At 70.6% G+C, this 23,755-nt stretch carries 20 protein-coding genes; 3 read left to right on the top strand and 17 right to left on the bottom strand.

The window, feature by feature from the left end:
* Nucleotides 1–220 precede the first annotated feature (220 nt).
* From ligA to CGL27_RS32795, 5 genes are all read right to left on the bottom strand, one after another.
* A complete protein-coding gene (ligA, locus tag CGL27_RS32815) occupies nucleotides 221–2,419 on the bottom strand; it encodes an NAD-dependent DNA ligase LigA (protein ID WP_078643880.1) in 2,199 nt (732 codons plus the stop codon).
* A gap of 15 nt (nucleotides 2,420–2,434) precedes the next feature.
* Nucleotides 2,435–3,388, bottom strand: coding sequence for a methionine synthase (locus CGL27_RS32810; protein WP_119994663.1), 954 nt, complete (start codon nucleotides 3,386–3,388; stop codon nucleotides 2,435–2,437).
* A gap of 217 nt (nucleotides 3,389–3,605) precedes the next feature.
* Nucleotides 3,606–4,295: an SDR family oxidoreductase gene (locus CGL27_RS32805; RefSeq protein ID WP_078643877.1), complete on the bottom strand. Its 690-nt coding sequence runs from the start codon at nucleotides 4,293–4,295 to the stop codon at nucleotides 3,606–3,608.
* Nucleotides 4,296–4,428: 133 nt separating this feature from the next.
* Entirely contained in the window at nucleotides 4,429–4,956 is a 528-nt protein-coding gene (locus CGL27_RS32800) for a TIGR00730 family Rossman fold protein (protein ID WP_078643875.1), read from the bottom strand.
* A 342-nt stretch (nucleotides 4,957–5,298) separates the two neighbouring features.
* Nucleotides 5,299–6,513 carry a glycosyltransferase gene (locus tag CGL27_RS32795; RefSeq protein WP_119991587.1) on the bottom strand — a complete coding sequence of 405 codons (1,215 nt, stop codon included), beginning with the start codon at nucleotides 6,511–6,513 and terminating at the stop codon, nucleotides 5,299–5,301.
* 98 nt (nucleotides 6,514–6,611) lie between these two features.
* Between CGL27_RS32795 and CGL27_RS32790 the strand changes: the two genes are divergently transcribed.
* The gene (locus tag CGL27_RS32790; protein WP_119991586.1) at nucleotides 6,612–7,589 is read left to right on the top strand and encodes a MerR family transcriptional regulator; all 978 of its coding nucleotides are present in this window, start codon (nucleotides 6,612–6,614) and stop codon (nucleotides 7,587–7,589) included.
* Between the two features lie 57 nt (nucleotides 7,590–7,646).
* Here the strand turns inward: CGL27_RS32790 and CGL27_RS32785 are convergent, their stop codons facing one another.
* From CGL27_RS32785 to CGL27_RS32775, 3 genes are all read right to left on the bottom strand, one after another.
* Nucleotides 7,647–9,401, bottom strand: a complete 1,755-nt coding sequence (locus CGL27_RS32785; protein ID WP_119991585.1) for a class I SAM-dependent methyltransferase — start codon at nucleotides 9,399–9,401, stop codon at nucleotides 7,647–7,649.
* Between the two features lie 131 nt (nucleotides 9,402–9,532).
* Nucleotides 9,533–10,684, bottom strand: a complete 1,152-nt coding sequence (gene mnmA, locus CGL27_RS32780) for a tRNA 2-thiouridine(34) synthase MnmA (RefSeq protein WP_119991584.1) — start codon at nucleotides 10,682–10,684, stop codon at nucleotides 9,533–9,535.
* A gap of 70 nt (nucleotides 10,685–10,754) precedes the next feature.
* Nucleotides 10,755–11,666 carry a TIGR03619 family F420-dependent LLM class oxidoreductase gene (locus CGL27_RS32775; protein ID WP_119991583.1) on the bottom strand — a complete coding sequence of 304 codons (912 nt, stop codon included), beginning with the start codon at nucleotides 11,664–11,666 and terminating at the stop codon, nucleotides 10,755–10,757.
* Nucleotides 11,667–11,896: 230 nt separating this feature from the next.
* Between CGL27_RS32775 and CGL27_RS32770 the strand changes: the two genes are divergently transcribed.
* Nucleotides 11,897–12,565, top strand: coding sequence for a peptidoglycan recognition family protein (locus tag CGL27_RS32770; protein WP_119991582.1), 669 nt, complete (start codon nucleotides 11,897–11,899; stop codon nucleotides 12,563–12,565).
* A gap of 22 nt (nucleotides 12,566–12,587) precedes the next feature.
* Here CGL27_RS32770 and CGL27_RS32765 read toward each other — a convergent pair whose 3' ends face one another.
* Both CGL27_RS32765 and CGL27_RS32760 read right to left on the bottom strand, forming a co-directional pair.
* Entirely contained in the window at nucleotides 12,588–13,943 is a 1,356-nt protein-coding gene (locus CGL27_RS32765; protein ID WP_119991581.1) for a PQQ-binding-like beta-propeller repeat protein, read from the bottom strand.
* Between the two features lie 192 nt (nucleotides 13,944–14,135).
* Nucleotides 14,136–15,305, bottom strand: a complete 1,170-nt coding sequence (locus CGL27_RS32760; RefSeq protein ID WP_119991580.1) for a cysteine desulfurase family protein — start codon at nucleotides 15,303–15,305, stop codon at nucleotides 14,136–14,138.
* Between the two features lie 179 nt (nucleotides 15,306–15,484).
* On the opposite strand from CGL27_RS32760, the gene CGL27_RS32755 reads away from it, so the two are divergent.
* A complete protein-coding gene (locus tag CGL27_RS32755) occupies nucleotides 15,485–16,345 on the top strand; it encodes an alpha/beta hydrolase (protein WP_119991579.1) in 861 nt (286 codons plus the stop codon).
* Nucleotides 16,346–16,468: 123 nt separating this feature from the next.
* Here the strand turns inward: CGL27_RS32755 and CGL27_RS32750 are convergent, their stop codons facing one another.
* The 7 genes from CGL27_RS32750 to CGL27_RS32720 form a co-directional block, all read right to left on the bottom strand.
* The gene (locus CGL27_RS32750; RefSeq protein WP_119991578.1) at nucleotides 16,469–17,347 is read right to left on the bottom strand and encodes an SRPBCC family protein; all 879 of its coding nucleotides are present in this window, start codon (nucleotides 17,345–17,347) and stop codon (nucleotides 16,469–16,471) included.
* Nucleotides 17,344–17,727, bottom strand: coding sequence for a metalloregulator ArsR/SmtB family transcription factor (locus tag CGL27_RS32745; RefSeq protein ID WP_119991577.1), 384 nt, complete (start codon nucleotides 17,725–17,727; stop codon nucleotides 17,344–17,346). The genes CGL27_RS32750 and CGL27_RS32745 overlap by 4 nt, the downstream gene beginning before the upstream one ends.
* A 72-nt stretch (nucleotides 17,728–17,799) precedes the next feature.
* Nucleotides 17,800–18,459: a trimeric intracellular cation channel family protein gene (locus CGL27_RS32740; RefSeq protein WP_014055076.1), complete on the bottom strand. Its 660-nt coding sequence runs from the start codon at nucleotides 18,457–18,459 to the stop codon at nucleotides 17,800–17,802.
* 53 nt (nucleotides 18,460–18,512) lie between these two features.
* On the bottom strand, nucleotides 18,513–19,589 hold the full coding sequence (locus CGL27_RS32735; protein WP_078647686.1) for a dipeptide ABC transporter ATP-binding protein: 1,077 nt from the start codon (nucleotides 19,587–19,589) through the stop codon (nucleotides 18,513–18,515).
* Between the two features lie 20 nt (nucleotides 19,590–19,609).
* Nucleotides 19,610–20,752 (bottom strand): ABC transporter ATP-binding protein, encoded by a 1,143-nt coding sequence (locus CGL27_RS32730; protein WP_078643857.1) that lies wholly within the window; start codon nucleotides 20,750–20,752, stop codon nucleotides 19,610–19,612.
* Nucleotides 20,749–21,723 carry an ABC transporter permease gene (locus tag CGL27_RS32725; protein WP_078647687.1) on the bottom strand — a complete coding sequence of 325 codons (975 nt, stop codon included), beginning with the start codon at nucleotides 21,721–21,723 and terminating at the stop codon, nucleotides 20,749–20,751. The genes CGL27_RS32730 and CGL27_RS32725 overlap by 4 nt, the downstream gene beginning before the upstream one ends.
* Before the next feature lie 160 nt (nucleotides 21,724–21,883).
* Nucleotides 21,884–23,644 carry an ABC transporter substrate-binding protein gene (locus tag CGL27_RS32720; protein ID WP_078643855.1) on the bottom strand — a complete coding sequence of 587 codons (1,761 nt, stop codon included), beginning with the start codon at nucleotides 23,642–23,644 and terminating at the stop codon, nucleotides 21,884–21,886.
* Nucleotides 23,645–23,755: the final 111 nt, after the last annotated feature.

Here is a 23,755-nt window from a genome sequence, read left to right as displayed (position 1 = left end):
GGAAGACGGGCGGCGATCGGCAACGGTTCCCCGAATGCCGCCCGACGTTCCATGACCTTCTGCTATGCGCTGTAAGGGTGATGCCCGCCGGCTGTACCCGGGAAGTGCTCCCAGTCGTAATCCGGCCAGCTTTGCACCCATCGGGCGGACAAGATGGCCGGACCACTGCGCCGGATGGGTGGAGCGGCTACTCCAACCGCCGCTCCACGGGCCGTCCGTACTACTCCGCGGACTCTTCCGGAGGCGTCATCGCGACCTCTCTCGCCGCGTCCGGTCCCTGTTCGAGGAGGACGCCAAATCCGTCCTCATCGAGCACGGGAACCTTCACCTGCATGGCTTTGTCGTACTTCGAGCCCGGATTGTCGCCGACTACCACGAAATCGGTCTTTTTCGAAACCGATCCGGTGACTTTGGCACCACGGCTCTGCAGCGCCTCTTTGGCCCCATCTCGCGTGTATGACTGGAGCGTTCCGGTGACGACGACGGTGAGGCTCTCCAGCGGACGGGGGCCCTCGTCCTCGCCGCCCTCCTCCTCCAGCCGGACCCCGGCCCGCCGCCATTTCTCGAGGATCTCGCGGTGCCAGTCGACCGCGAACCACTCCTTGACCGAGGCGGCGATGGTCGGCCCGACGCCCTCCACGGCCGCCAGCTCCTCCTCGTCCGCCTCGGCGATCCGGTCCAGCGAGCGGAATTCACGGGCCAGTGCGGTGGCGGCGACGGGGCCGACATGACGGATCGAAAGGCCGGTGATGATCCGGGCCAGCGGGCGCTCCTTGGCCGCCTCGATATTGGCCAGCATCGCCAGGGCGTTCTTCTTCGCCTCGCCCTTCTGGGTGGCGAAGAAGGTGACGACCTTCTCCTCACCGGTCTCCGGATCGCGCTTGGGCAGTCCGCTGTCCGGGTCCAGTACATACGACCGAATGGGCAGCAATTGTTCGATCTTCAAGTCGAACAGATCGCCCTCGTCCTTCACCGGCGGCTCGGTCGGTTCCAGCGGCTGAGTGAGGGCGGCGGCGGCGACATAGCCGAGGTTCTCGATGTCCAGGGATTTCCGCCCGGCGAGATAGAAAATCCGCTCGCGCAGCTGCGCCGGGCAGGACCGGCTGTTGGGACACCGCAGATCGACATCGCCCTCCTTGGCGGGCTGCAGCGGCGTATCGCACTCGGGGCAGGCGGCCGGCATCACGAATTCCCGCTCGCTGCCGTCCCGCAGATCGACGACCGGGCCCAGGATTTCCGGAATGACGTCGCCCGCTTTACGCAGCACCACGGTGTCACCGATCAGCACACCTTTGGCCTTGACGACATCCTGGTTGTGCAGCGTCGCGAATTCGACCTCCGAACCCGCGACCGTGATCGGCTCGACCACCGCATAAGGCGTCACCCGCCCCGTGCGCCCCACGCCCACCCGGATGTCGACCAGCTTGGTGTTGACCTCCTCGGGCGGGAACTTCCAGGCGATCGCCCAGCGCGGCGCCCGCGAGGTGGAGCCCAGCCGCCCCTGGAGCGGGATCTCGTCCAGCTTGACGACCGCGCCGTCGATCTCGTGCTCCACCGAGTGCCGGTGCTCGCTGTCCCCGTAGTACGCGATGTACTCGCGCACGGCCTCGATCGTGTCCACCACTTTGAAGTGGGCGGCGGTGGGCAGCCCCCACTCGTGCAGCAGCTCGTACGCCTGCGACAGCCGGTCGATGTCGAAGCCGTCGCGCGCGCCGATGCCGTGCACCACCATGTCCAGCGGCCGGGACGCGGTGACCTTCGGGTCCTTCTGGCGCAGCGAACCCGCCGCCGCGTTCCGGGGGTTGGCGAACGGCGGCTTGCCCGCCTCCACCAGCCCGGCGTTCAGCTCCTCGAACCGCTCGCGGGCCAGGAAGACCTCGCCGCGCACCTCCACCAGCGCCGGGACGCGGTCGCCCGTCAGCCGGTTGGGGATCTTGGCGATCGTCCGCACATTGGGGGTGATGTCCTCGCCGGTGCGGCCGTCGCCACGGGTCGCGGCGCGGGTCAGCCGCCCGTGCTCATAGGTGAGGTTGACCGCGAGGCCGTCCACCTTCAGCTCGCACAGGAAGTGGTACGAGCCGCTGCCCAGCTCCTTGGCGATGCGGTCCGCCCAGGTGGCCAGCTCCTCGTCGTCGAACGCGTTGTCCAGGCTGAGCATCCGCTCGCGGTGCGCGACCTCGGTGAACTCCGTTTCGTACGCCCCCGCGACCTTCTGGGTCGGCGAGTCGGGCGTACGGAGCGCGGGGGTCTCCTCCTCCAGCGCCTCCAGCTCGCGCATGAGCTTGTCGAACTCCGCGTCGCTGACGACGGGCGCGTCCTTCACGTAGTACCGGAAGCGGTGCTCCTCGATCTGCTCAGCGAGCCTGGCGTGCCTCTCCCGCACCTCGGCGGGGACCTTCGACTGCTGTTCGCCGGCCACCGTGTCGTCCTCCCGTTACTCAGGGTTGTCCGCGAGCGATCTCGCCGCCTGGACGCAGTGGGCCAGCGCGGCGCGGGCGTACCCGGGCGAGGCGCCCGCGAGCCCGCACGACGGGGTGATCACCACGGATTCCGCGAGAGTCTCCGGTGACAGCCCCAGCCTGCGCCACAACGTCCTGACACCACTGACGCTACCGGCAGGGTCCGACAATGGGCTGTCGGTGCCGGGTACCGCGCCGATGAGCAGCGCCGTACCGCCTTCCACGGCCTCCCCGATCGCCTCCTCCTCACTCTCCGTGAGCAGCGACAGAGGAAACGAGATCCCCTCGACGCCCGCGCGCCGCAGCAGCCCGAACGGCACGGCGGGCGCGCACGAGTGCACCACCACCGGCCCGCCTGCCGCCGCCACCAGAGTCCGCAGCGCGCCCTCGACCACGCCCCGGTCCACGGCGGCGTGGGTGCGGTAGCCGCTGGCGCTGCGGACGCTCCCGCGCAGCACCGACGTCAGCGACGGCTCGTCGAGCTGCAGCACCACCTCGGCGCCCGGCACCCGGCGGCGGACCTCCGCGAGATGGGCGCGGCACCCTTCGGCGAGCGAGGCCGTCAGATCGCGGCAGGCGCCCGGATCGCTCAGCGCGACCTCACCGCCGCGCAGTTCGAGGGAGGCGGCCAGGGTCCAGGGCCCCACGGCCGACACCTTGAGCGCCCCCTGGTACCCCTGGGTGAACTCCTCCAGCGCGTCGAGGTCCTCGCCCATCCAGGCGCGGGCCCGCCGGGTGTCCCGGCCCGGACGGTCGCTGATCCGCCAGCCGCTCGGCTCCACATGCGCGTACATCTCGACCAGCATCCCGGCGGTACGCCCGATCATGTCCGCGCCGGGCCCCCGCGCGGGCAGCTCCGGAAGATACGGCAGGGCCTCCAGCGACCCGGTGACGGTCTTCACTGCCTCCCGCGCGTCGCCGCCCGGCATCGACCCGACGCCGCTCGCGGCCCCCGGGCCCCAGTGGTGCGTATTGGTGCTCTTCTCGCTCACCCGCGAAGCCTAAGCGCTCCGCTGGGGCCCCGGGATTGGGAGGTGCCCCAGTACGCCGTGGGTCGTCTGCCGCGCCGTCGTGGCTGGTCGCGCAGTTCCCCGCGCCCCTGCGGGGCGCACCCGAACCGCAGCCGACCTCTGCCGCCGAGATGGCTCACCCGCGCGGGCGCACCTGGAGGTCGGTGATCTCGGCGTCGCGCGGCAGATCGAGCGCGGTCAGGATGGTCGTCGCCACGGTCCCGGGCTCCATCCAGCGCTCCGCGTCGTACTCCTTGCCCTCCTGCTGGTGCACCTTCACCTGCATCGGAGTGGCCGTGCGCCCCGGGTAGACCGTGGTCACCCGGAGGCCGTTGCCGCTCTCCTCCCAGCGCAGCGCGTCGGCCAGCGCCTTGAGCCCGTGCTTGCTGGCGGCGTACGCGGCCCACTGGGCGTTGGCGCGCAGCCCGGCCCCGGAGTTGACGAAGATGACATGCCCCTGGGCCAGCCGCAGCTGCGGCAGCAGCAGGCGGGTCAGCTCGGCGGGCGCGACGAGGTTGGCGGCGAGCTGGCGGGTCCACGCCTTCGGGGTCAGCTCCCCGACCTCGCCCAGGTCGACCACCCCGGCGATGTGCAGCAGCGAGTCGAGCCGGTCGGGCAGCGTCTGATGGCCCAGCGCCCAGGAGAGCCGGTCCGGATCCGCCAGGTCGCCGACGACCGTCCGCACCCCCGGGAACCGCTCCGTCAGCTCCTTCGCCCGCCCGGCGTCCCGCGCGAGCAGCCACAACTCCTCGCCACGCTCGGCCAGCCGCTCGGTGACCGCCGCGCCGATACCCGAGCCTGCCCCAGTGATCAGATGCGTTCCCATGCTCCCCAGCTTGCCTCACCGATCGACGCGCCCCGCGGACGGTCCCGGCTTGGCGCGATCCCATGCCCGAAACCCGGGCGGACTTCCCGCCAAGCGCTCCCGTCCTGTAACGGGTCCGGTAACGGACCACAGCTCAGACGGACTCCAGATACGTCATGACCTCGGCCCCGCTCTCCGCGAAGAAGACGAGCTCGCTGAGCGGAACCGGCAGGAACCGCTCCTCCTCCATCCGCTGGAACTGCTGCTTCAGCCCGTCGTAGAACCCCGCCGCGTTGAGCAGCACCACCGGCTTGATGTGCAGCCCGTGCTTCTTCAGCTCCAGGATCTCGGTCGCCTCGTCCAGCGTCCCGGTGCCACCGACCATGACCACGACCGCGTCGGCGCGGGCCAGCAACTGCGCCTTGCGCTCGGCGAGGTCCTTGGTGATCACCATCTCGTCGGCGCCCTCCCGGGCCTGGGCGGCGAGGAACTCCACGGAGATCCCGACCAGCCGTCCCCCGTGCTCCTGCACCCCGTCCGCCATCACCTTCATCAGCCCGACATCGGACCCACCCCAGACCAGCGTGTGCCCGCCCTTGCCGATCAGCTCGGCGAATTCGCGGGCGGGGGCGGTGTAACGGTCGTCGAGGTCGGCGGCGGAGCAGAAGACACAGATATTCATGCCCGCCACCCTACGAGCCGGGTCGGACACCCCCGCCGCCCCTCGCGGAGCGCGCAGAGCGCGCCGTGCGGCGGGCTGTTCCCCTCCCCTCCCCGCCCCTTCCCGTAACCAGGGGCTCCGCCCCTGGACCCCGGGGCCAGGGGACCAAGCCCCTGCCACGCGGCGCAGCCGCATACCGATGCTGCGGGAAGGGGCGGAGCCCCGGTTTCGGGGCCTGGGGCAAGGCCCGTTTCGGGGCCTGGGGCAGAGCCCCGGTTTCGGGGAGGGGCGGGGAGGGGAGCAGCCCGCCGCAGGCGTCAAGACCCGCCGGACCCCCTAGACACCCTGTCGCCGCGCCCGGCCTTACCCTCTGCCCACCGCGCCGATATGGGCGAGCACCGCCGCGGCGCCGTCCTCCGCGGCAACGGCATGAGCCAGCTCCGCCGCCCGGCGCCGGAGGGCGGGTTCGGTCAGGCAGGTCGTAATCGCCGCGCCGAGGGATTCGGCGGTCAGCGCGTCGAGCGGCAGCGGCCGGGGGGCGACTCCGAGCCGGTGCAGCCGCGCCGCCCAGAACGGCTGGTCGGCCATGGCGGGCACCGGCACCGCGGGTACCCCGGCGCGCAGTCCGGCCGCGGTGGTGCCCGCTCCGGCGTGATGGACGACGGCGGCCGTACGCGGGAACAGCCAGTCGTGCGGGAGGTCGTCAACCGTAAGGACGTCATCGCCCGCCACGCTCAGCCCGGCCCACCCCGCCTGCACCACCGCGCGCACTCCCGCCCGGGCCACCGCCGCGGTCACCAGCTCGCCGAGCCGCTCCCCCTCGCCCGGCGCCATGCTGCCGAACCCGATGAACACCGGCGGCGGACCGGCCCGCAGGAAGTCGACCAGCTCGGCCGGGGGCCGCCAGTCGCTCGGCCGGGCGGGCCACCAGTAACCGGCCACCTCGACCTGGGGCGGCCAGTCCGCCGGGCGCGGTACGACCAGCGGGCTGAAGCCGTGGAAGACCGGCCGGATGTCCGCTCCCGTCGGCTGCGAGGTGGCGGTCGGCAGCCCGAGCCGGGTGCGCAGCCCCGCCACGGCCCCCGCCTGGAGCGCTCCGGCATCGGCCAGCAGCCTCCGGCCCGCCGCCAGGTTGCCGTCCGGGCCCAGGTCGTCGCCGCCCGGCGCGCCGGCCAGCGGGAACTCCCGCGTGGCACAGGCCGGTGCGAGATAGGTGCCGATGACGGGGATGCCGTACGCCTCACCGGCCGCCCGGCTGAGCGCCGCCGGGCCGAACGCGGTGAGCACCAGGTCGGCCCCGTCCGCCGCCGCCACCACCCCGTCGGCGAGCCGGTCCAGGAACGCCGCCAGCGCCGCCCGCGTCTCCTCCCACGACGCGGCCCGGGCTCTGGTGCGGATCAACTCCCGCGGATCGCCCGGCAGCGGCCGGTGGTCCAGGCCGCATCCGCCGATGAGCCCGGCGAAGGGCGGATGGGCGGCCACGGCCACCTCGTGACCGGCCGTCAGCAGACGCCGCCCCAGGCCCGTGTACGGGGCGACGTCCCCTCGCGAACCGGCGGTCACGATCAGAATCCGCATGGATGATCCTCCTCGGCGAGTGCCGCCCGGCGCATACTCGGACGACGGCGTTCGCGACGGACGCTAAGGGCTCCTGCGCGGGGGAGGTTCAAGCGGCTGTGACGCGCGGCACGCGGGGCGGGAACACGGGCGGCACGCGGGGCGGGGGCACGGTGGGCATCGGCGAGTTGGCCGCGCGCACCGGACTGCCGGTGAAGACCATCCGCTACTACTCGGACATCGGGCTGCTGCCCGAGAGCGGACGCACCCCGGGCGGCCACCGCAGATACGCCGCGGACGCGCTGCCCAGGCTCCGGTTGATCCAGCGCCTCCGTGCGCTCGGCACCCCCATCGCCGCGATCGCCGCGGTCATGGCCGGGGAACGCTCGCTGGGCGAACTCGTCAGCCGCGAACTGGACGCGGTCCAGGAACAGTTGCGTGAGGCGACATGGCGCCGGGAGGTGCTCCGCGCGCTGGACCACTGCCCGGCGCCGGAACGGCCGCGCCGCCTCGCCCTGCTCGCCGGGGTGGGCAGTCCGGACGACGCCCACGATCGGCTGGTGCGGTACTGGCACTGGGCGCTCCCGGCCGGTCTGCCGCGCCGCCTGACCCAGGCCGTGATCGACGGCGCGGTGCCCGCGCCACCGGTCGCCCCGGCCACCTCGACCGTCCTCGCCTACGCCGAACTCCACGCCGTGGCCACCGCGGACGACCGGGGCCGGCAACCGCAGCCCCACCAGGTCGGCGACGTCGCGTCGTTCTACGCCGGTCTCCTGGACGCCTGCGCGCTGGCCGGTGAGGCCCTGGTCTCCGGCTGCCCGGAGCGGCGCGCCGAGGCGCTCGGCCACTTCGTGCGCACCTACGCCCGCGTCGGCGGCCACGACGACACACCGGCGTTCCGCGCGCGGCTGCGCACCCTGTTCCGCCGCGGCAGGCGCGCCGGTTCGTTCTCGCTGCGCTACTGGCGGCAGGCTCTCGCCGTCACCGGCGAGACCCCGCCACCGTCCGCGGCCTCCGGCCAGGGACACCTCGCGGCACCGCTCGCCGCCCTGCACGAGCAGGTCGCGGGCCTCCCGCTGACCGCCAACACCCGGTGAGCGCCCGGGGGTGGCCGGTGGCGGGACGGGCCCGCCACACCGGCCACCCGGCGGGGATCAGCGGGTGAAGTGGAAGATGCCCCAGGTCACATGGCGGTTTGTGCCGCCGTCGACCCAGTTGCTGAGGCCGTTCTTCATATGGGTGAGGTAGTCGGCGCTGACGTGTTCCGTCAGGCCGTCGGCCTCCTGGCGGCGGGTTTCTTCCAGCACCCGGGCGTAGTGGGTGATCAGTTGCTCGCGGTGCTCCTGGAAGCCGCCGCCGACCGCGGTGAAGCCGAGCCGCGCCAGCTCATGGCGGTAGAACTCGGGCGACCCCATGGTCTCCAGATGGATGCGGTCCAGGATGGGGCGGAGGGTTTCGGCGGGGCAGCCGTCGGCGGCCATGGGGTCGGTGAAGATGAGGTGACCGCCGGGGCGCAGGACGCGGGCCGCCTCCTCCAGGGGGCGGGCGCGGTTGCCGCTGTGCAGGAACGCGTCCTGGGACCAGACGACGTCGACGCTGTTGTCCGGCAGCGGGATCCGCTCGAAGGAGCCGTCCAGCACCTCGATGGTCTCGGTCAGCCCCCGCTCGGCGTTGAGCGCGCGATGGCGCTCGTTCTCCACCTCGCTGAGGTTGAGCGCGACGACACGGCAGCCGTACGTCTCCGCCAGATAGCGTGCGGAGCCGCCGAAGCCCGCCCCGAGGTCGAGGACGACGGATGACTCGGTGAGATCGAGCTTCCCGGCCATCCGGGCCACGGTGCGCCTGCTGGCCTCGGCGATCGGCTCGTCGGGCCGGTCGTAGATGCCGATGTGGATGTCCTCGCCGCCCCAGACATGCCAGTAGAAGGCGTCGGCGTCCGAGGAGTTGTAGTAGTCGCGGGCGGTGCCGACGGCTCCCGCGTACTCCCCGTCGCCGGTGGCCGGAGCGGCCGGTCCGGCCGGCTCGTCCGCCGCGATGTATGCCTTCTCCGCGACGTGGATGAAGAAGTCGGGGCGCTCCGTCCGGTAGGTGTGCTGGAAGTCGCCGTACGTCTCGATCCGCTGGAAGCCGACCTCCTGCATCAGCCTGCGCGTGTAGTCCTTGCGCAGCGGAAACATGTTGAGGTGGTAGACGGATTCGTCGGGGAAGCTGTAGCGCATGCGCACCAGCCCCTCGTCCACGTACTCCGGTTCGACGGCGACGTCTTCTCCGCAGTAGTAGTACACGTGCTTGCTGCTGTACCCGCGATCGAGGATCGCGTCGTAGTTGCGCTGGTCCAGGATCAGGATTCCGTCGTGCTTGAGCATGGCGTAGAACTCCGCGAGCGCCTTGCGCCGGTCACGCTCGGAGAACAGATGCGTGAAGGAGTTCCCGAGGCAGACGATGGCGTCGTACTCGCCGTGGGCGTCGCGGTTGAGCCAGCGCCAGTCGGCCTGGACGACGCGGAGAATGTGGTCACCGTGCTTGAGCCCGTTGGCGAACGCCTGGGCGAGCATCTCGCCGCTGCCGTCGGCGCTCACGGTCTCGAATCCGGCCTCGAGCAGCCGGACGGAATGGAAGCCGGTCCCCGTGGCCACGTCGAGGACCTTCTTGACACCGCGCTCGCGCAGCAGGTCGATGAAGAACGTACCCTCGCTCTCCGACCTTCGGTCCCAGTCGATCAGCGAGTCCCACTTTTCTACGAAGCTGGGTACGTACTCCTCTGTGTAGTGATCAGTGTCCCTGACATCAACTGGATTGTTGCCAAATTTCTGTACAGGTTGCGCAGAAATAACGGAACCTCCGGTGCTGAGACAGCGGACCACGGCACCCGTGTCCGCGTGGCGCATTCCCAGATTCAACGGACGCATGCCACCGGAATGGCCGGACGCACGTTAATTTCAGAGAAACTGATCGCGCCAAACGGAGATAATCCACCCCATCCTGACTTTCGGCCTCTTTCTGACCAAAAGCGGATATCCCCCGGGGCCCGGCGGCCCGTCTACGAGGCGACCACCTGGGCGCGCTCGGTCGTGGCGATGGTGGCGGAGCCCACGACCCGGGTGTCGTCGTAGAGCACGATCGCCTGCCCCGGGGCCACGCCCCGCACCGGCTCGGCGAAGGTCACCCGCAGCCCGGTTACCCCGATCGGCTCGGCCGTCACCTCGGTCTCGCCGCCATGGGCGCGAAGCTGGGCGGTGTAGCTGCCGGGGCCCACCGGAGGGGCTCCGCACCAGCGCGGCTTGATGGCGGTCAGGGCGGCGACGTCCAGGGCCTCGACCGGGCCGACCGTGACCGTGTTGTCCACCGGGGAGATGTCCAGGACATAGCGCGGCTTGCCGTCGGGCGCCGGGTGGCCGATGCGCAGCCCCCGGCGCTGGCCGATGGTGAAGCCGTACGCGCCCTCATGGGTGCCCAGCTTGCGCCCGTCCTCGTCGACGATGTCGCCCTCGGCCGTGCCGAGATGACCGGCCAGGAAGCCCTGGGTGTCGCCGTCGGCGATGAAACAGATGTCATGACTGTCGGGCTTCTTGGCGACGGCCAGGCCCCGCCGCTCGGCCTCCGCGCGGATCTCGTCCTTGGTGGTCAGGGTGTCGCCGAGGGGGAACATCGCGTGGGCGAGCTGGCGCTCGTCGAGCACGCCGAGCACATAGGACTGGTCCTTGGCCATGTCGCTGGCGCGGTGCAGCTCACGCGCGCCGTCCGCGTGCTCCACGATCGTGGCGTAGTGCCCGGTGCAGACGGCGTCGAAGCCGAGGGCGAGCGCCTTGTCCAGCAGCGCGGCGAACTTGATCTTCTCGTTGCAGCGCAGACACGGATTGGGGGTGCGGCCCGCCTCGTACTCGGCGATGAAGTCCTCGACCACGTCCTCACGGAAGCGCTCGGCGAGGTCCCACACGTAGAAGGGGATGCCGATCACATCGGCGGCGCGCCGGGCGTCCCGCGAGTCCTCGATGGTGCAACAGCCGCGGGCGCCGGTGCGGAACGACTGCGGGTTGGCGGAGAGCGCGAGATGGACGCCGGTCACATCGTGGCCCGCCTCGGCCGCCCGCGCGGCGGCGACCGCGGAGTCCACGCCGCCGGACATGGCGGCGAGGACGCGCAGCCGACGGCCGTCGCGGGGACCTGTGGGCGCACCGGGGAAGTCAGTCATAACCCGACCAGCATAGGTCGCTCCCTGTGCGACGGCTAAATGGGTAAGTGGCGACCAGCCACCGCCCGGCTCAGCTCGCGCGGGCCCGCTCCAGCACCCGCTGGACGAGGTCCAGGGCCTGGTCGGCGTCCTTCCCGAGATAGATCAGATCGACGAAGGCGTGCTGGATGCCCGCCCCCCGCTCGGCCCGGACCAGGGCCGTCGCGATGTCGTCCACGGAGGCGCCGGCGCTGGGGTTGACGCGCAGGATCGCGTCGAACGCCGACGGGTCCCGGCCCTCCCGCTCGACCGCTTCCCGCACCCCGCCCAGCCCCTCGGCGAGGGTGGCGATGGGGTCGGGGGTGCCGGGCGCGGCCGGGACGACCGCGATGGGCAGCCAGCCGTCGGCGCGCCGGGCCACCCGGCGCATGGCCGCGGGCGCGAAGGCGGCGAGGTAGACGGGCGGATGGGGGCGGGAGGCCGGTTTGAGGTCGACGTGGGAGGCGGGCACGGTCCAGTGGTCCCCGCGGTACTCCACCGGGTTCGTGGTCCACCAGGCGTCCAGGGCGTCGAGGCATTCGTCGAGCCGCCGGCCGCGCTCGGCCATGGGGATGTCGACCGCCTCGTACTCCTCGGGGGACCAGCCGGTGCCGAGGCCGACCAGCAGCCGGCCCCCGCTCAGCACATCGACGGTGGTCAGGGTGCGGGCGAGCACCGCGGGCGGGTACCAGGGGGCGTTGATGACATCGGTGCCGAGCTGGACCCGCTCGGTGACCGCGGCGGCGGTGGCCAGCACGGTGAAGGGATCCAGCGCGGCGCGGAATTCCGGCGGGATCACATCGGTGCCCGCATAGCCGACGATCGGGTCCACCGGGGCGAGCAGGCGGTCCCCGACCCACAGGCTGTCCGCGCCGAGCTCCTCGGCCCGGCGCGCGAACCGCGCGATGTCCTCGGGGTGATGGGCCAGCGGGCCGAACTGGGGAAGGGCGAATCCGATGCGCATACCGTCAGCTCCTCGTCGAGCGGATGGACACATTCCGGGTGAATACATTCCGGTGAATACGTTCCGCTGAACGCATTCCGAGGCACGGAGCCCCGGACACAGCGATAGCTCAGAGACAGTTCAACGTTCATCTACCCGGACGACCAGAGGGCCGTCGCCCGGAACGAAGGCTTCTGGCCATGATCCCATCGGCCGGAACCGGATACCCGCCCTCGCGCGTTGAGCGTTCCGTGAGCGAGACCACGACCGGCGGTGGACGCCGCGTCAGCAGGCGCACCCTCCTGATCGGAGGCTCGGCGGCCGGGCTCGGCGCGGCCGGGGTCGCGGGCTATGCCGCGCGGGACGAGCTGTCCCGGATGTGGTGGCGGCTGCCCGGGATCGAAAAGCCGCGCAAGGCGGGCGCGGTCGACCAGCCGGGCGCGGAGTGGATCGCGGCCTCGGGGGCGAACTGGCGGTGGGCCGACCGGCCGGACGACTACACCATCGACCGGGTGGTGATCCATGTGGTCCAGGGCAGCTACGACGACGCGGTGCGGGTCTTCCAGGACCCCGGACACCGCGCCGCGGCGCACTACGTGGTGCGCCGCGACGGGCATATCACCCAGATGGTGCGGGAGCTGGATGTGGCCTTCCACGCGGGCAACCGCCCGTACAACGAACGCAGCATCGGCATCGAGCACGAGGGGTTCGTCAGCCGTCCCGGCGACTTCACTGACGCCATGTACCGGTCCTCGGCCCGGCTGACCGCCGCGATCTGCGAGCGCTACGGGATGGAGCGGGACCGCGATCACATCGTGGCCCACTCGGAGGTGCCGGGCACCGACCACACCGACCCCGGCCGCCACTGGGACTGGGACCGCTATCTGGAGCTGGTGCGGGCGGTGCGGATCGCGAAGTGAGCCGCCGCTCGGGCGGTGCGGCTTACGCGGTACCGAAGACGACCGCGAGCGGACGGCCCTTGCTGTCGCTGGAGGGCCTCGCGGCCGTGTCGTCACCGATGTAGAGCTTCCCGTCGGTGAAGAACATCCTGGCGTCGCCGTAGGTTTCCAGGTCCGACTCCACGTCCTTCATGGAGTCGGGGTTCCGCTGGATCTCCTTGATCTCGAAGGACTTGGGGTCGATGCGCACGACCCCGCCCGCCTCGCTGTACATGCTGCCCTGGTAGGCCAGCAGCGAGCCGTCCTTCTCGGTGCTGATGGGGGTGAGCGACCTGCTCTCGGCCATCTTCGTCCGGCCGGTCTGCTTGCCGGTCCTGAAGTTCACGCCGGTGATCTTCTCTCCGGGGCCGCCGTCGTCCACGTCCACCTCGGAGGAGAGGTAGACCGTGCTGCTCTTCTTGTCGAGGGCCAGGTCCTTGCAGCCCTCCACGTTGACCGCGGGGCAGTCGGGCTGGAAGCCCTTGGCCAGGACGTCGATCGAGTTGATCAGCTTGCCCTGCTTGCCGCTGTCGTCGATGGTCAGGATGTCGGTGACCCCCGAGCCACCGTCGGAGTCGCCGGTGTCGACGGCCACGACGAGGGGTGCGGTGGACAGGACGTGGGCGCGCTCGAACTCTCCGTCGAGCTTGTAGGACGACAGCACCTTCCGCGTGGTCGGATCCACGGTCTGGAGCTCCAGCCGCTTGTCGGTGCTGGAGTCCACGCTGCTGCAACCGTGCAGCGCGATGAGCTTGCCGTCGCCGCCCGCGTAGCCGTCGTCGTCGCAGTCCGCGATGTACTCCGGCTTCCACAGCGGCTTGCCGTCGAGCGACCAGGCGCCGCCGCCGCTGGTACCTCCGGCGGCGACGGTGTTCCCGCTGATCGTGACCTCGTCGAAGTCGACGCCGTCGTTGCCCTCGGTGTCCGTCCCCTCCTTCTGCCAGACCAGTTCGCCCTTGTTCAGATCGGCCAGGCCGACCTGGGTGCATTGCGCGTCGCTGCCCTTGCCGTCCTTGAACAGCACCGCGGTGAGTCCGTCCTTGGTGGTGTGCGGCGAGGCCCAGCAGATTTCCCCGTCCAGGTCTATCGTCCACTGGACCTTGGCACCGTCCAGGGAATAGCCGACGAGCTTGTTGATATCACCCTTCACGAAATTCTTGCCGGTCACCCACATGCCCATGGCATTGGTGTCCTTGGTGACTTTCGGCATGCTGACCTTGCCCAGGGTCTTCGCCTCGGCGGCCTGAGAGGACGACCCCCCGTCCTTCCCGCCGTCCTCGCTGTCCCCGCATCCGGAAAGGAATACCAAACCGCCCGCCACCAGGGTCGCCATGGCCAGTCGGCCCGAACGCTGCGACATCAATATCTCCGTTTTCCCCGCAAAAGCGGCCCGCGCGCTTTTACGCGCATGCCGGGCCTGCTGACGGGGTAGATCCTCGCCGAACGCTCTTCGCGATTTCAAGCGGAGATTGATGTTCCGTGGGTTATCTGAAATGGCCGGGAGAACACCGGGAATTCTTCGGTTACTATTCGGTCAGCCGAGTCCCGTCAGTCAGCTCAGCCCCGCCCCGCGCGCCCGCTCCACCGCCGGGCCGATCGCCTCCGCGACGGCCTCGACATCGGCCTTGGTCGAGGTGTGGCCGAGCGAGAAGCGCAGGGTGCCGCGGGCCAGGTCGGAGTCGCTGCCGGTGGCCAGGACCACATGGCTGGGCTGGGCGACACCGGCCGTACAGGCCGAGCCCGTCGAGCATTCGATGCCCTGCGCGTCCAGCAGCAGAAGCAGCGAATCGCCCTCGCAGCCGGGAAAGGAGAAGTGGGCATTGGCGGGGAGCCGGCCCGCCGGATCGGGGTCGCCGCCGAGAACCGCGTCGGGCACGGCCGTACGGACGGCGGTGATCAGTGCGTCGCGCAGGGCGCCGATCTCGCGGGCGAACTCCTCACGGTGCTCGGTGGCATAGGCACCCGCGACGGCGAAGGCGGCGATGGCCGGGGTGTCGAGGGTCCCGGAGCGCACCTGGCGCTCCTGGCCGCCGCCGTGCAGCACCGGCACGGGCGTGTGCTCACGGCCGAGCAGCAGCGCGCCGATGCCGTAGGGGCCGCCTATCTTGTGGCCGCTGACGGTCATCGCGGCCAGCCCCGAGGCGGCGAAGTCGACCTCGATCTGGCCGAACGCCTGGACCGCGTCGGCATGCAGCGGAATGCCGAATTCGGCGGCGACGTCGGCGAGTTCGCGGACCGGCTGGATGGTGCCGATCTCGTTGTTGGCCCACATGACGGTGGCCAGGGCGACATCCGAGGGGTCGCGGGCGATCGCCTCGCGCAGCGCGTCGGGGTGGACCCGCCCGAGGGAGTCGACCGGCAGCCATTCGACCCGGGCGCCCTCGTGGTCCGCGAGCCAGTCGACCGCGTCGAGCACGGCGTGGTGCTCCACGGGGCTGGCGAGCACCCGGACGCGGGCCGGATCGGCGTCCTTGCGGGACCAGTAGAGCCCCTTGACCGCGAGGTTGTCGGCCTCGGTGCCTCCGGCGGTGAAGACGACCTCGCTCGGGCGGGCGCCCAGCGAGGCGGCCAGGGATTCACGCGACTCCTCGACGGTACGGCGGGCACGCCGGCCGGCGGCGTGCAGCGAGGAGGCGTTGCCCGTGACGGCGAGCTGGGCGGTCATCGCCTGCACCGCCTCCGGGAGCATCGGGGTGGTGGCGGCGTGGTCGAGATAAACCATGGTGGCCTCGATTCTACGAGGCGTTGTGGGGTGCGTAGCGGGTGCGCGTACGCACTGTCTTCCCGCCGCCTCTTTCGCACCCCCTCGCGAGGGCCCCGGCAGGGCACTCGGCGGGTCCCTCGCGAGGGACCCGCCAGGGTCCTCGACAGCGGCCGTAAGGAGCGTCTAGGTTTTTACTCATGACAGCGACTGAGTGGCAGACCGAGTGGACCCTGGACCGCACCTACCGCAGCTCCTCCGGCGAGGTCCGCTGGGCCGCGCTCGGCGCACCGGACGCGCCGCCGGTCGTGCTGCTGCACGGCACGCCGTTCTCGTCGTACGTATGGCGGGGCGTCGCCCGTGCGCTGGCCGACCGGCACCGGGTGTTCGTCTGGGACATGCCGGGTTACGGGGCCTCCGAGAAGCGGGCGGACCAGGACGTCTCGCTGGCCGCCCAGGGCCGGGTCTTCGGCGAGCTGCTCGACGCGTGGGGGCTGACCGGGGCCGGGGCGGAACCGGCCGTCGTCGCCCATGACTTCGGCGGGTGTGTCGCGCTACGTGCGCATCTGCTGCACGGTGCGCGGTATCGCAGGCTGGCGCTGGTGGACGTGGTCGCGCTGGCGCCCTGGGGTTCCCCCACGTACCGGCTGCTCGGTGCGCACGACAAGGTTTTCGAGCAGTTGCCGACGGCGCTGCATCGGGCGCTGGTGCGGGAGTACGTCGGCTCCGCGAGCGCGGTGGGGCTGCGGGACGGGGTGCTGGAGCGGCTGCTGGAGCCGTGGTGCGGGGAGGTGGGGCAGCCCGCGTTCTATCGGCAGATCGCGCAGAACGATCAGCGGTTCACGGATGAGGTCGAGGGGTTGTACGGGGGGATATCGCTCCCCGTGCTGGTGTGCTGGGGGTCGGGTGACACGTGGATTCCGGTGGAGCGGGGGCGGGAGCTCGCCTCTCGCATTCCGGGCGCCCGGTTTCGGCTGATCGAGGGTGCGGGGCACCTGGTGCAGGAGGATGCGCCCGCCGAGCTGGCCGTTGCGCTCAGCGGGTTCCTCGGCGACGGCTGAGGCTGCTCCTACGGCCGGTTGCTCCCCTGCCCCGCCCCTTCCCGGCACCTGACGATATGCGGCCCCGCCGCGTGCGGGGCGCCACCCCGGGCCCGGTCCTCAAACGCCGGACGGGCCGGGTTTTCAGCCGCTCACCCGGAGAAGTTCGGCGGCCAGGAGGCCGATGTGGTGGCGCCATGCCTGCTGGGCTTGGGTGCGTTCCGTTTCCGCGTCCGCCGGGCCCGTCTGGGTCAGGATGAGGCGGGCGCCGTGGCCGGTGCCCTGGGTGAGCTCCCAGCGGACCGTTCCGGCGGGGCGGCCGTCGCGCTCCCAGGCGTAGGCGAGCACCCGGGGCGGATGCGCCTCGGTGATCGGGCCCGCCGGGACCGCGTCCGTACGGAAGCCGAAGGGGACCGGCGCCCCGGCGACCGGTTCGGGGGTGTCAGCGGCCGGGCCGGTCAGCGCCCGCCAGACCGTCTCGGCGGGGCGGACCAGCTGGCGCTCGAAGCGCAGCCGCCAGCCGCCGTCCTCGGTGGTCTCCACCGCTCCCTCGGCCAGGCCGAACGCCTCGACGTACTTCTCGTGCAGCTCGGCCATGTCGCCGTGGGCGATCTCCTCGCCGCCGAGCAGGGCCGCCAGCCCGGTGATGCAGGCGTGCCAGCCGGAGGCGAAGCTGGCCGCGCCGAAGCGGTCGCCGAAGGTGTGGGTGAGGGTCAGCACACAGCCGTCGTCCTCGGGGCGCAGCTCCCAGCGGAGCTCGTCCTCGCCCCAGGTGAAGGCGAACACATGGGGCGGGTCGAGCTCGGTGACGACGCCGTCCATGTCCGGGGCCTCGCGCCCGGGGAAGACGAAGCCCATCCGGCCGCCGATCTTGAGCTCGACCTGGACCTCGGAGGGGAACCAGTGGACGAGCTGGGCGGGGTCGGTCAGCGCTCGCCAGACCTTCTCGGGGGGATGGGCGAGCCGGCGCTCCAGGCGCAGGGCCGAGCGGCCGCCGCCGGTCTGGGCAAGGGTGTCTTTCATGGCGCTTCTCCGTCGGGTACGTCGGGTACGTCGAGTCCTTCGGGTACGTCGGGTTCGCCGGTCGCGTCGAGGGACTCCGGCATCGTGCCCAGGTGTCGTTCGAGCGCGTCGAGACGGTCGGTCCACAGCCGACGGTACGGCGCGAGCCAGGCGTCCACCTCGGCGAGCGGCTCCGGGCAGAGCTCGTACCAGCGGCGCTGGGCGTCCCGGCGGACCCGCACCAGACCGGCCTCGCGCAGCACCCGGAGGTGCTTGGAGGTGCCCGGCTGGGTGAGCCCCAGATGCTCGGTCAGCTCACCGACCAGGCGGGGCCGCTCCAGCAGGAGGTCCAGGATCTGCCGACGACTCGGCTCCGCGAGCACATCGAACGGTATGGGCATGGCCTCAACATAACGGGGCGGCTATATAACCGCAAGGGCATTAACGCCGGTGCGGCCCACGCCCCGAGCGCCTCAGGTCTCCTCCGTCGCCGTACTGCGCCGGTTCCACGCCCGCGGCGCCCGCCAGCCGTACCGCATCGCCAGCAGCCGCACCACAAAGGTCACGGCGGCCGCGAGCGCGCTCGTGGCCGCCGTAAGGGCGTGGAAGTGGAGCAGCAGCGCCGCTATCGAGGAGCCGAGGATGGCCGGGACGGCGTACAGGTCCCGGTCCCAGCGCAGCAGTGAGGGCACCTCATGGGCGAGCAGGTCGCGGATCACACCGCCGCCGACCGCCGTGGCCATGCCGAGGGTGACCGAAGCGGTGACGCCGAGCCCGAAGTCATGCGCCTTCATCGTGCCCTCGACGCAGAACAGCCCGAGGCCCGCCGCGTCGAAGACCCCCACCGCCGCCGTGATCCGCTCGACCTCGGGGTGGAGGAAGAAGACGATGCCGGTGGCCACGAGCGGGGTGAGGAAATAGCCGAGGTCGGTGAAGGCGATGGGCGGCACCGCGCCGATCACCAGATCGCGGAAGATGCCGCCGCCCAGCGCGGTGGCCTCGGCGAGCACCGCCATGCCGAAGACATCGAAGTTCTTCCGCACGGCGAGCAGCGCGCCGGACATCGCGAAGACGAAGATCCCGGCGACTTCGAGCGCGTGCTGGACGGACGGGGTGAACAGTTCGATGAGCACCCGACATTGTTATCCGCGGATGCCCCCCGGTCCCGTCCGGACCCCGTCCCGTCTCAGCTTTCGGTCTTCTTCGTCACCTTCTGTGCCGCCTCGGCCCCGGGCTTCTCCTGCGGCTCCTGGTCCGAAGCGTTCTCCGGGTGGTGGCAGGCCACCTGGTGGCCGGTGGCCAGCGTCACCAGCGGCGGCTCCTGGCTCTTGCACACCTCGGTCGCCTTCCAGCACCGGGTGTGGAAGCGGCAGCCGGACGGCGGGGAGATCGGCGAGGGCACATCGCCCTTGAGCAGGATCCGCTCGCGCTTGGCGCGCCGCTTGGGGTCCGGCACCGGCACCGCGGACAGCAGGGCCTTGGTGTAGGGGTGCATGGGACGCTCGTAGAGGTCCTTGCGGTCCGCCAGTTCGACGATCTTCCCGAGGTACATCACCGCGATCCGGTCCGAGACATGGCGGATGACCGACAGATCGTGCGCGATGATCACATACGTCAGGCCCAGCTCGTCCTGGAGGTCGTCCAGCAGGTTGACCACCTGCGCCTGGATCGACACATCCAGCGCCGAGACCGGTTCGTCGGCGACGACCAGCTTGGGTTTGAGGGCCAGCGCCCGGGCGATGCCGATGCGCTGCCGCTGGCCGCCGGAGAACTCGTGCGGATAGCGGTTGTAGTGCTCGGGGTTGAGCCCGACCAGCGCCAGCAGCCGCTGGACCTCCGCCTTGACGCCGCCCTCCGGGGTGACGCCCTGGAGCCGGAAGGGCGCGCTGACGATCGCGCCGACGGTGTGCCGGGGGTTCAGCGAGGAGTACGGGTCCTGGAAGATCATCTGGACGTCACGGCGCATCGGCCGCATCTGAGCGGTGTTCAGATGCGTGATGTCCTTGCCCTCGAACTCGATCTTGCCCGAGGTGGGTTCCAGCAGCCGGGTGATCAGCCGCCCCATGGTGGACTTGCCGCAGCCCGACTCGCCCACCACGCCCAGGGTCTCCCCCGGCCGGACGTCGAAGTCGAGCCCGTCGACCGCCTGCACCGCACCGGCCTGCCGCTGCAGCAGCCCCTTCTTGATGGGGAAGTGCTTGACCAGACCCGACACCCTGAGCAGGGGCTCGGGCGGCGTCGTCGCCTTCTCCGGGACCGTCATCTTCGGATCCTTCGTGTCGGTCACAGCTTCGGCGCAATCTCTTCGGTCCAGATCCGGGTGCGCTCCTCCTGCGACATATGGCACGCGGAGAAGTGCCCGCCGCCCCCGGCCAAGCTGAGCTCCGGCCGCTCGGTGCGCGTGATGTTGTCCTTCGGCACATCGGCGTACGGGCAGCGCGGGTGGAAGGCACAGCCGGACGGCACATTGATGAGGCTGGGCGGGGAGCCCTTGACCGGGATGAGCCGCTCGGTCTGGTCGCGGTCGATACGGGGCATCGAGCCCAGCAGCCCCCAGGTGTACGGGTGCTGGGGTTCGTAGAAGACCTTCTCGGCCGGGCCGCGCTCGACACAGCGTCCGCCGTACATCACCAGCAGATCGTCGGCGAGCTCGGCGACCACGCCCAGGTCATGGGTGATGACGATGACCGCGGAGCCGAACTCCTTCTGCAGATCCCGGATGAGGTCGAGGATCTGCGCCTGGACGGTGACGTCCAGGGCGGTGGTCGGCTCGTCGGCGATCAAGAGCTCGGGGTTGTTGACCAGCGCCATCGCGATCATGGCGCGCTGGCGCATACCGCCGGAGAACTCGTGCGGGTAGCTGTCCGCGCGCTTGTCGGGCTGCGGGATGCCGACGCGGTCCAGCAGCTCGATCGCGCGCTTGCGGGCCACGTCCTTGGTGACGTCGTGGTGCACCCGGTACGCCTCGATGATCTGGCGGCCGATGGTGTAGTACGGGTGCAGCGCGGACAGCGGATCCTGGAAGATCATCGACATCTCGCGACCGCGCAGCTTGCGCACCTCGTCGGGGTCGGCGCCCAGCAGCTCCTGGCCGTTGAGCCAGATCTCACCGGAGATCCGCGCCTTGCGGCGGCCGTACTGCCCGGCGGTGTGCAGCCCCATGATGCCGAGCGAGGTGACGGACTTGCCGGAGCCGGACTCGCCGACGATGCCGAGGGTCTTGCCCTTCTCCAGCCGGAAGCTGAGCCCGTCCACGGACTTCACCAGACCGTCGTCGGTCGGGAAGTGGACGTGCAGATCGCGCACCTCGAGGAAGGCGGTGGGGGCGGGCGAGCCCGCCGCGGCCACCTCGCCCACGGCGGCGGTGCCGGTGGCCGGCGGCTCGCCGTTCCCGGGCTGTCCGGAGGACTTGGTCAGGTCGGTCATCCGAGCCTCACTCGCGGGTCGATGACGGCGTACAGGAGGTCCACGACGAGGTTGGCGACCACGATGAAGATGGCCGCGATCAGGGTGACGCCGAGGATGACCGGCAGGTCCTTCTCAGTGATCGCGTTCACCGCGAGCCGCCCGAGGCCGGGCAGGTTGTAGGTGGTCTCGGTGAGGACCGCGCCGCCCAGCAGCGCGCCCAGGTCGAGGCCGAGCAGGGTGAGGACCGGCGTCCAGGTCGAGCGCATCGCGTGCCGGCCGATGACCACCCGTTCTCGCAGGCCCTTGGCGCGGGCGGTGCGGATGTAGTCCTCGCCCATGATCTCCAGCATGGTGGCCCGGGTGAGCCGGGCGTACATCGCCGCATAGAGGAAGGCGAGCGTGATCCACGGGAGGATCAGGCTCTCGAACCACATCGCCGGATCGTCACCGAGCGCCTTGTAGTCCACGTTGACCCACTTCAGCGAGTAGCTGAAGATCGCCAGCGAGAGCAGACCGGTGAAGTAGATCGGCAGCGAGACACCGGCCAGCGCGACCGTCATCGCGGAGCGGTCCCACAGGGTGCCCCGGCGCAGCGCGGAGACGACACCGGTGGTGATGCCGCCGACCAGCCACAGCAGACAGGCGCCGGCGGCGAGCGAGAGGGTGACCGGCATGGCGTCGGTGAGCTGCGGCCACACCGCCTGCTCGGTGCGGAAGGAGTAGCCGAAGCAGGGCGCCGGACAGTGGGTGACGTCCGTGCCGTTGGCGTAGTCCCGGCCGGCGAAGAGGCCCTGGACGAAGTGCCAGAACTGGACCAGAACCGGATCACCGAGGCTGAGCTTCTGCCGGATGCCCTCGATGGCCGCGGGGTCGGCCTGCTTGCCGACGAACAGCAGCGCGGGATCGGCACCGGCCCACTTCGGGATCACGAAGAAGATGGCGAAGGTCGTGAGGGTGACGACCAACAGCATCACGACGACGGCGAACAAGCGCCGGATGAGATAAGCAAGCACTGTGCGCGGCCCGGGCGGTGGCCCGTGATACCCCGGTTGAGGGGGATCACGGGCCACCACCCGCGGCCATCACCTGCCCTTCGGGCCTATCGGGTGCGGCGATGGGGGGGTGTGCGGCGGGTCAGGTGACCTGCCGTCACTTGACGACGCCCAGCTGGGAGTAGTCGTAGCGACCGTTGTAGGCCGCCGACGAGAAGGCGTTCGTCAGCCGCGAGCTGCGCCAGGTGATGTTCTTCTCGTAGATGAACGGCATCTGCACGGCCAGGTCGCTGACCTTGTGGTTCATCTTCTGGTAGATCGCGCCGGCCTTGTTGGGGTCGGTCTCCTTGAGCGCGTCGTCGAAGTACTGGTTGATCGCCGGGTCGTTGGTCTCGGAGACGTTGTAGTTACCCGTCTGCTCGATGAAACGGCCGTCGATCAGCGGCTGGGAGAAGCCCTGGCCGGTGGGGAAGTCCGGGCCCCAGCCGGTCATGGACAGGCCGTAGCCGCGCTTCTTCATCACCGACGGCGAACCGGTGATGCTGGCGGAGGTGCTGCCCTGGATCGGCTCCACGTTGAGGCTGATGCCGACCTTCTTCAGCGACGCCTGCAGCGCCTCCGCGGCGTCGACCTCGGCGGGCTGGTCGTTGCGGGCCACGATGCTGGTGGAGAAGCCACCCGGCTTGCCGCACTGCTTGAGCTCGTCCTTGGCCTTGGCCGGGTCGGCCTTGCCGCCGCGCTTGAGGATGCCGTACGGGTCGTAGTCGTCCGAGCCCTTGACGCTCTTGGGGAGCATGTTGGTGGCGAGGTCACCACCGGCCTGCGGGCCACCGCGGGTGGTCTGGAGCGACTTGTAGTCGGTGCCGTAGACGACCGCCTTGCGGCAGTGGATGTTGTCGAACGGCTTGACCTTGGTGGTGAAGTCGACGTACCGCACGAAGCTGGTGGTGATGTTGTCGACGTTGCCCTTGTGCTGCTTGAGGGCGTCGTTACGGCCCGAGGGGGTCATACCGGTGGCGCTGAGGAAGACGTCGTAGTCGCCCTTGATCAGCAGCCGGTCTATCGCCTCGAGGTTGGAGTTGAAGGTGACCGAGATCTTGTCCGGCAGGGCCGGGCGGATCGGGTCGGACGCCTTCTTCCAGCTCGTGTTGCGGACCAGCGACAGGCTCTTGCCCGGGGTGTACGACTGGACCTTGTACGGACCGGAGGAGAACGGCCGGTTGGTGTACTTGGCGCCGGTGTCCTTGTCCGCCTTCACCGGGGAGCCGGTCGGCATCGCGAGCATCTGCTCGAAGTCACCGTTGGGCTTGGCGAGGTTGAAGACGACGGTCTTGTCGTCCGGCGTCTGGATCCCCTTCAGGCCCAGCTTGTCCTTGGCCTTGTCCTTGTACGGGCCCTTGTACTCGCCCTTGGGATCCAGGACCTGGCGCAGATAGCCGGGGCCGCCGGAGACGACGTCCTTGGCCCAGATGCGCTCGATGCCGTACTTGACGTCCTTGGACGTGATCGGGGAGCCGTCCTCCCAGGTGATCCCGTCGCGCAGGGTGTAGGTGTAGGTCTTGCCGCCGTTGGTGATCTTGCCGGTGGAGGTGGCGAGGTCCGGGACCAGCTCGTTCGCGGCGTTGCCCGGCTTCGGCGCGTAGGAGATCAGTTGGCGCGCGTAGAAGCGGGAGAAGTCCCAGGCGAACCCGTAGTACTGGCGCTGCGGGTCGAGGGAGTCGAACTCCTGCTTGTTGATGAACTTGAGCGTGCCGCCCTTCTTGGCGGACTTGGCGGCGACGCCCTTCACCGCGGCGTTGAACCCGGCGCCCGAGCCCTCGTCGTCGGAACCGCCGCCACCGCAGCCGGCGGTGGCCAGGAGGGCGCCGACGACAGCCGCCGCTCCGGCGATCCGCCTGCTTCTCGAGAGCTGTTTCATAGCTGTTGCAACCTCCGGGGTAGCGGTCCTAGGCATGGCGCCGCGGAATTCTTCGGGGAGCCGACTGCCGGATACGGCAGGGGCTGATGCGTTCGGGTACGACCGGTCCGC

It is taken from the genome of Streptomyces sp. 11-1-2 (assembly GCF_003595545.1).
GTDB lineage: Bacteria > Actinomycetota > Actinomycetes > Streptomycetales > Streptomycetaceae > Streptomyces > Streptomyces hygroscopicus_B.
Note: the sequence above shows the minus strand (reverse complement) of the source record. Positions and strands in the feature narration are given on the sequence as shown.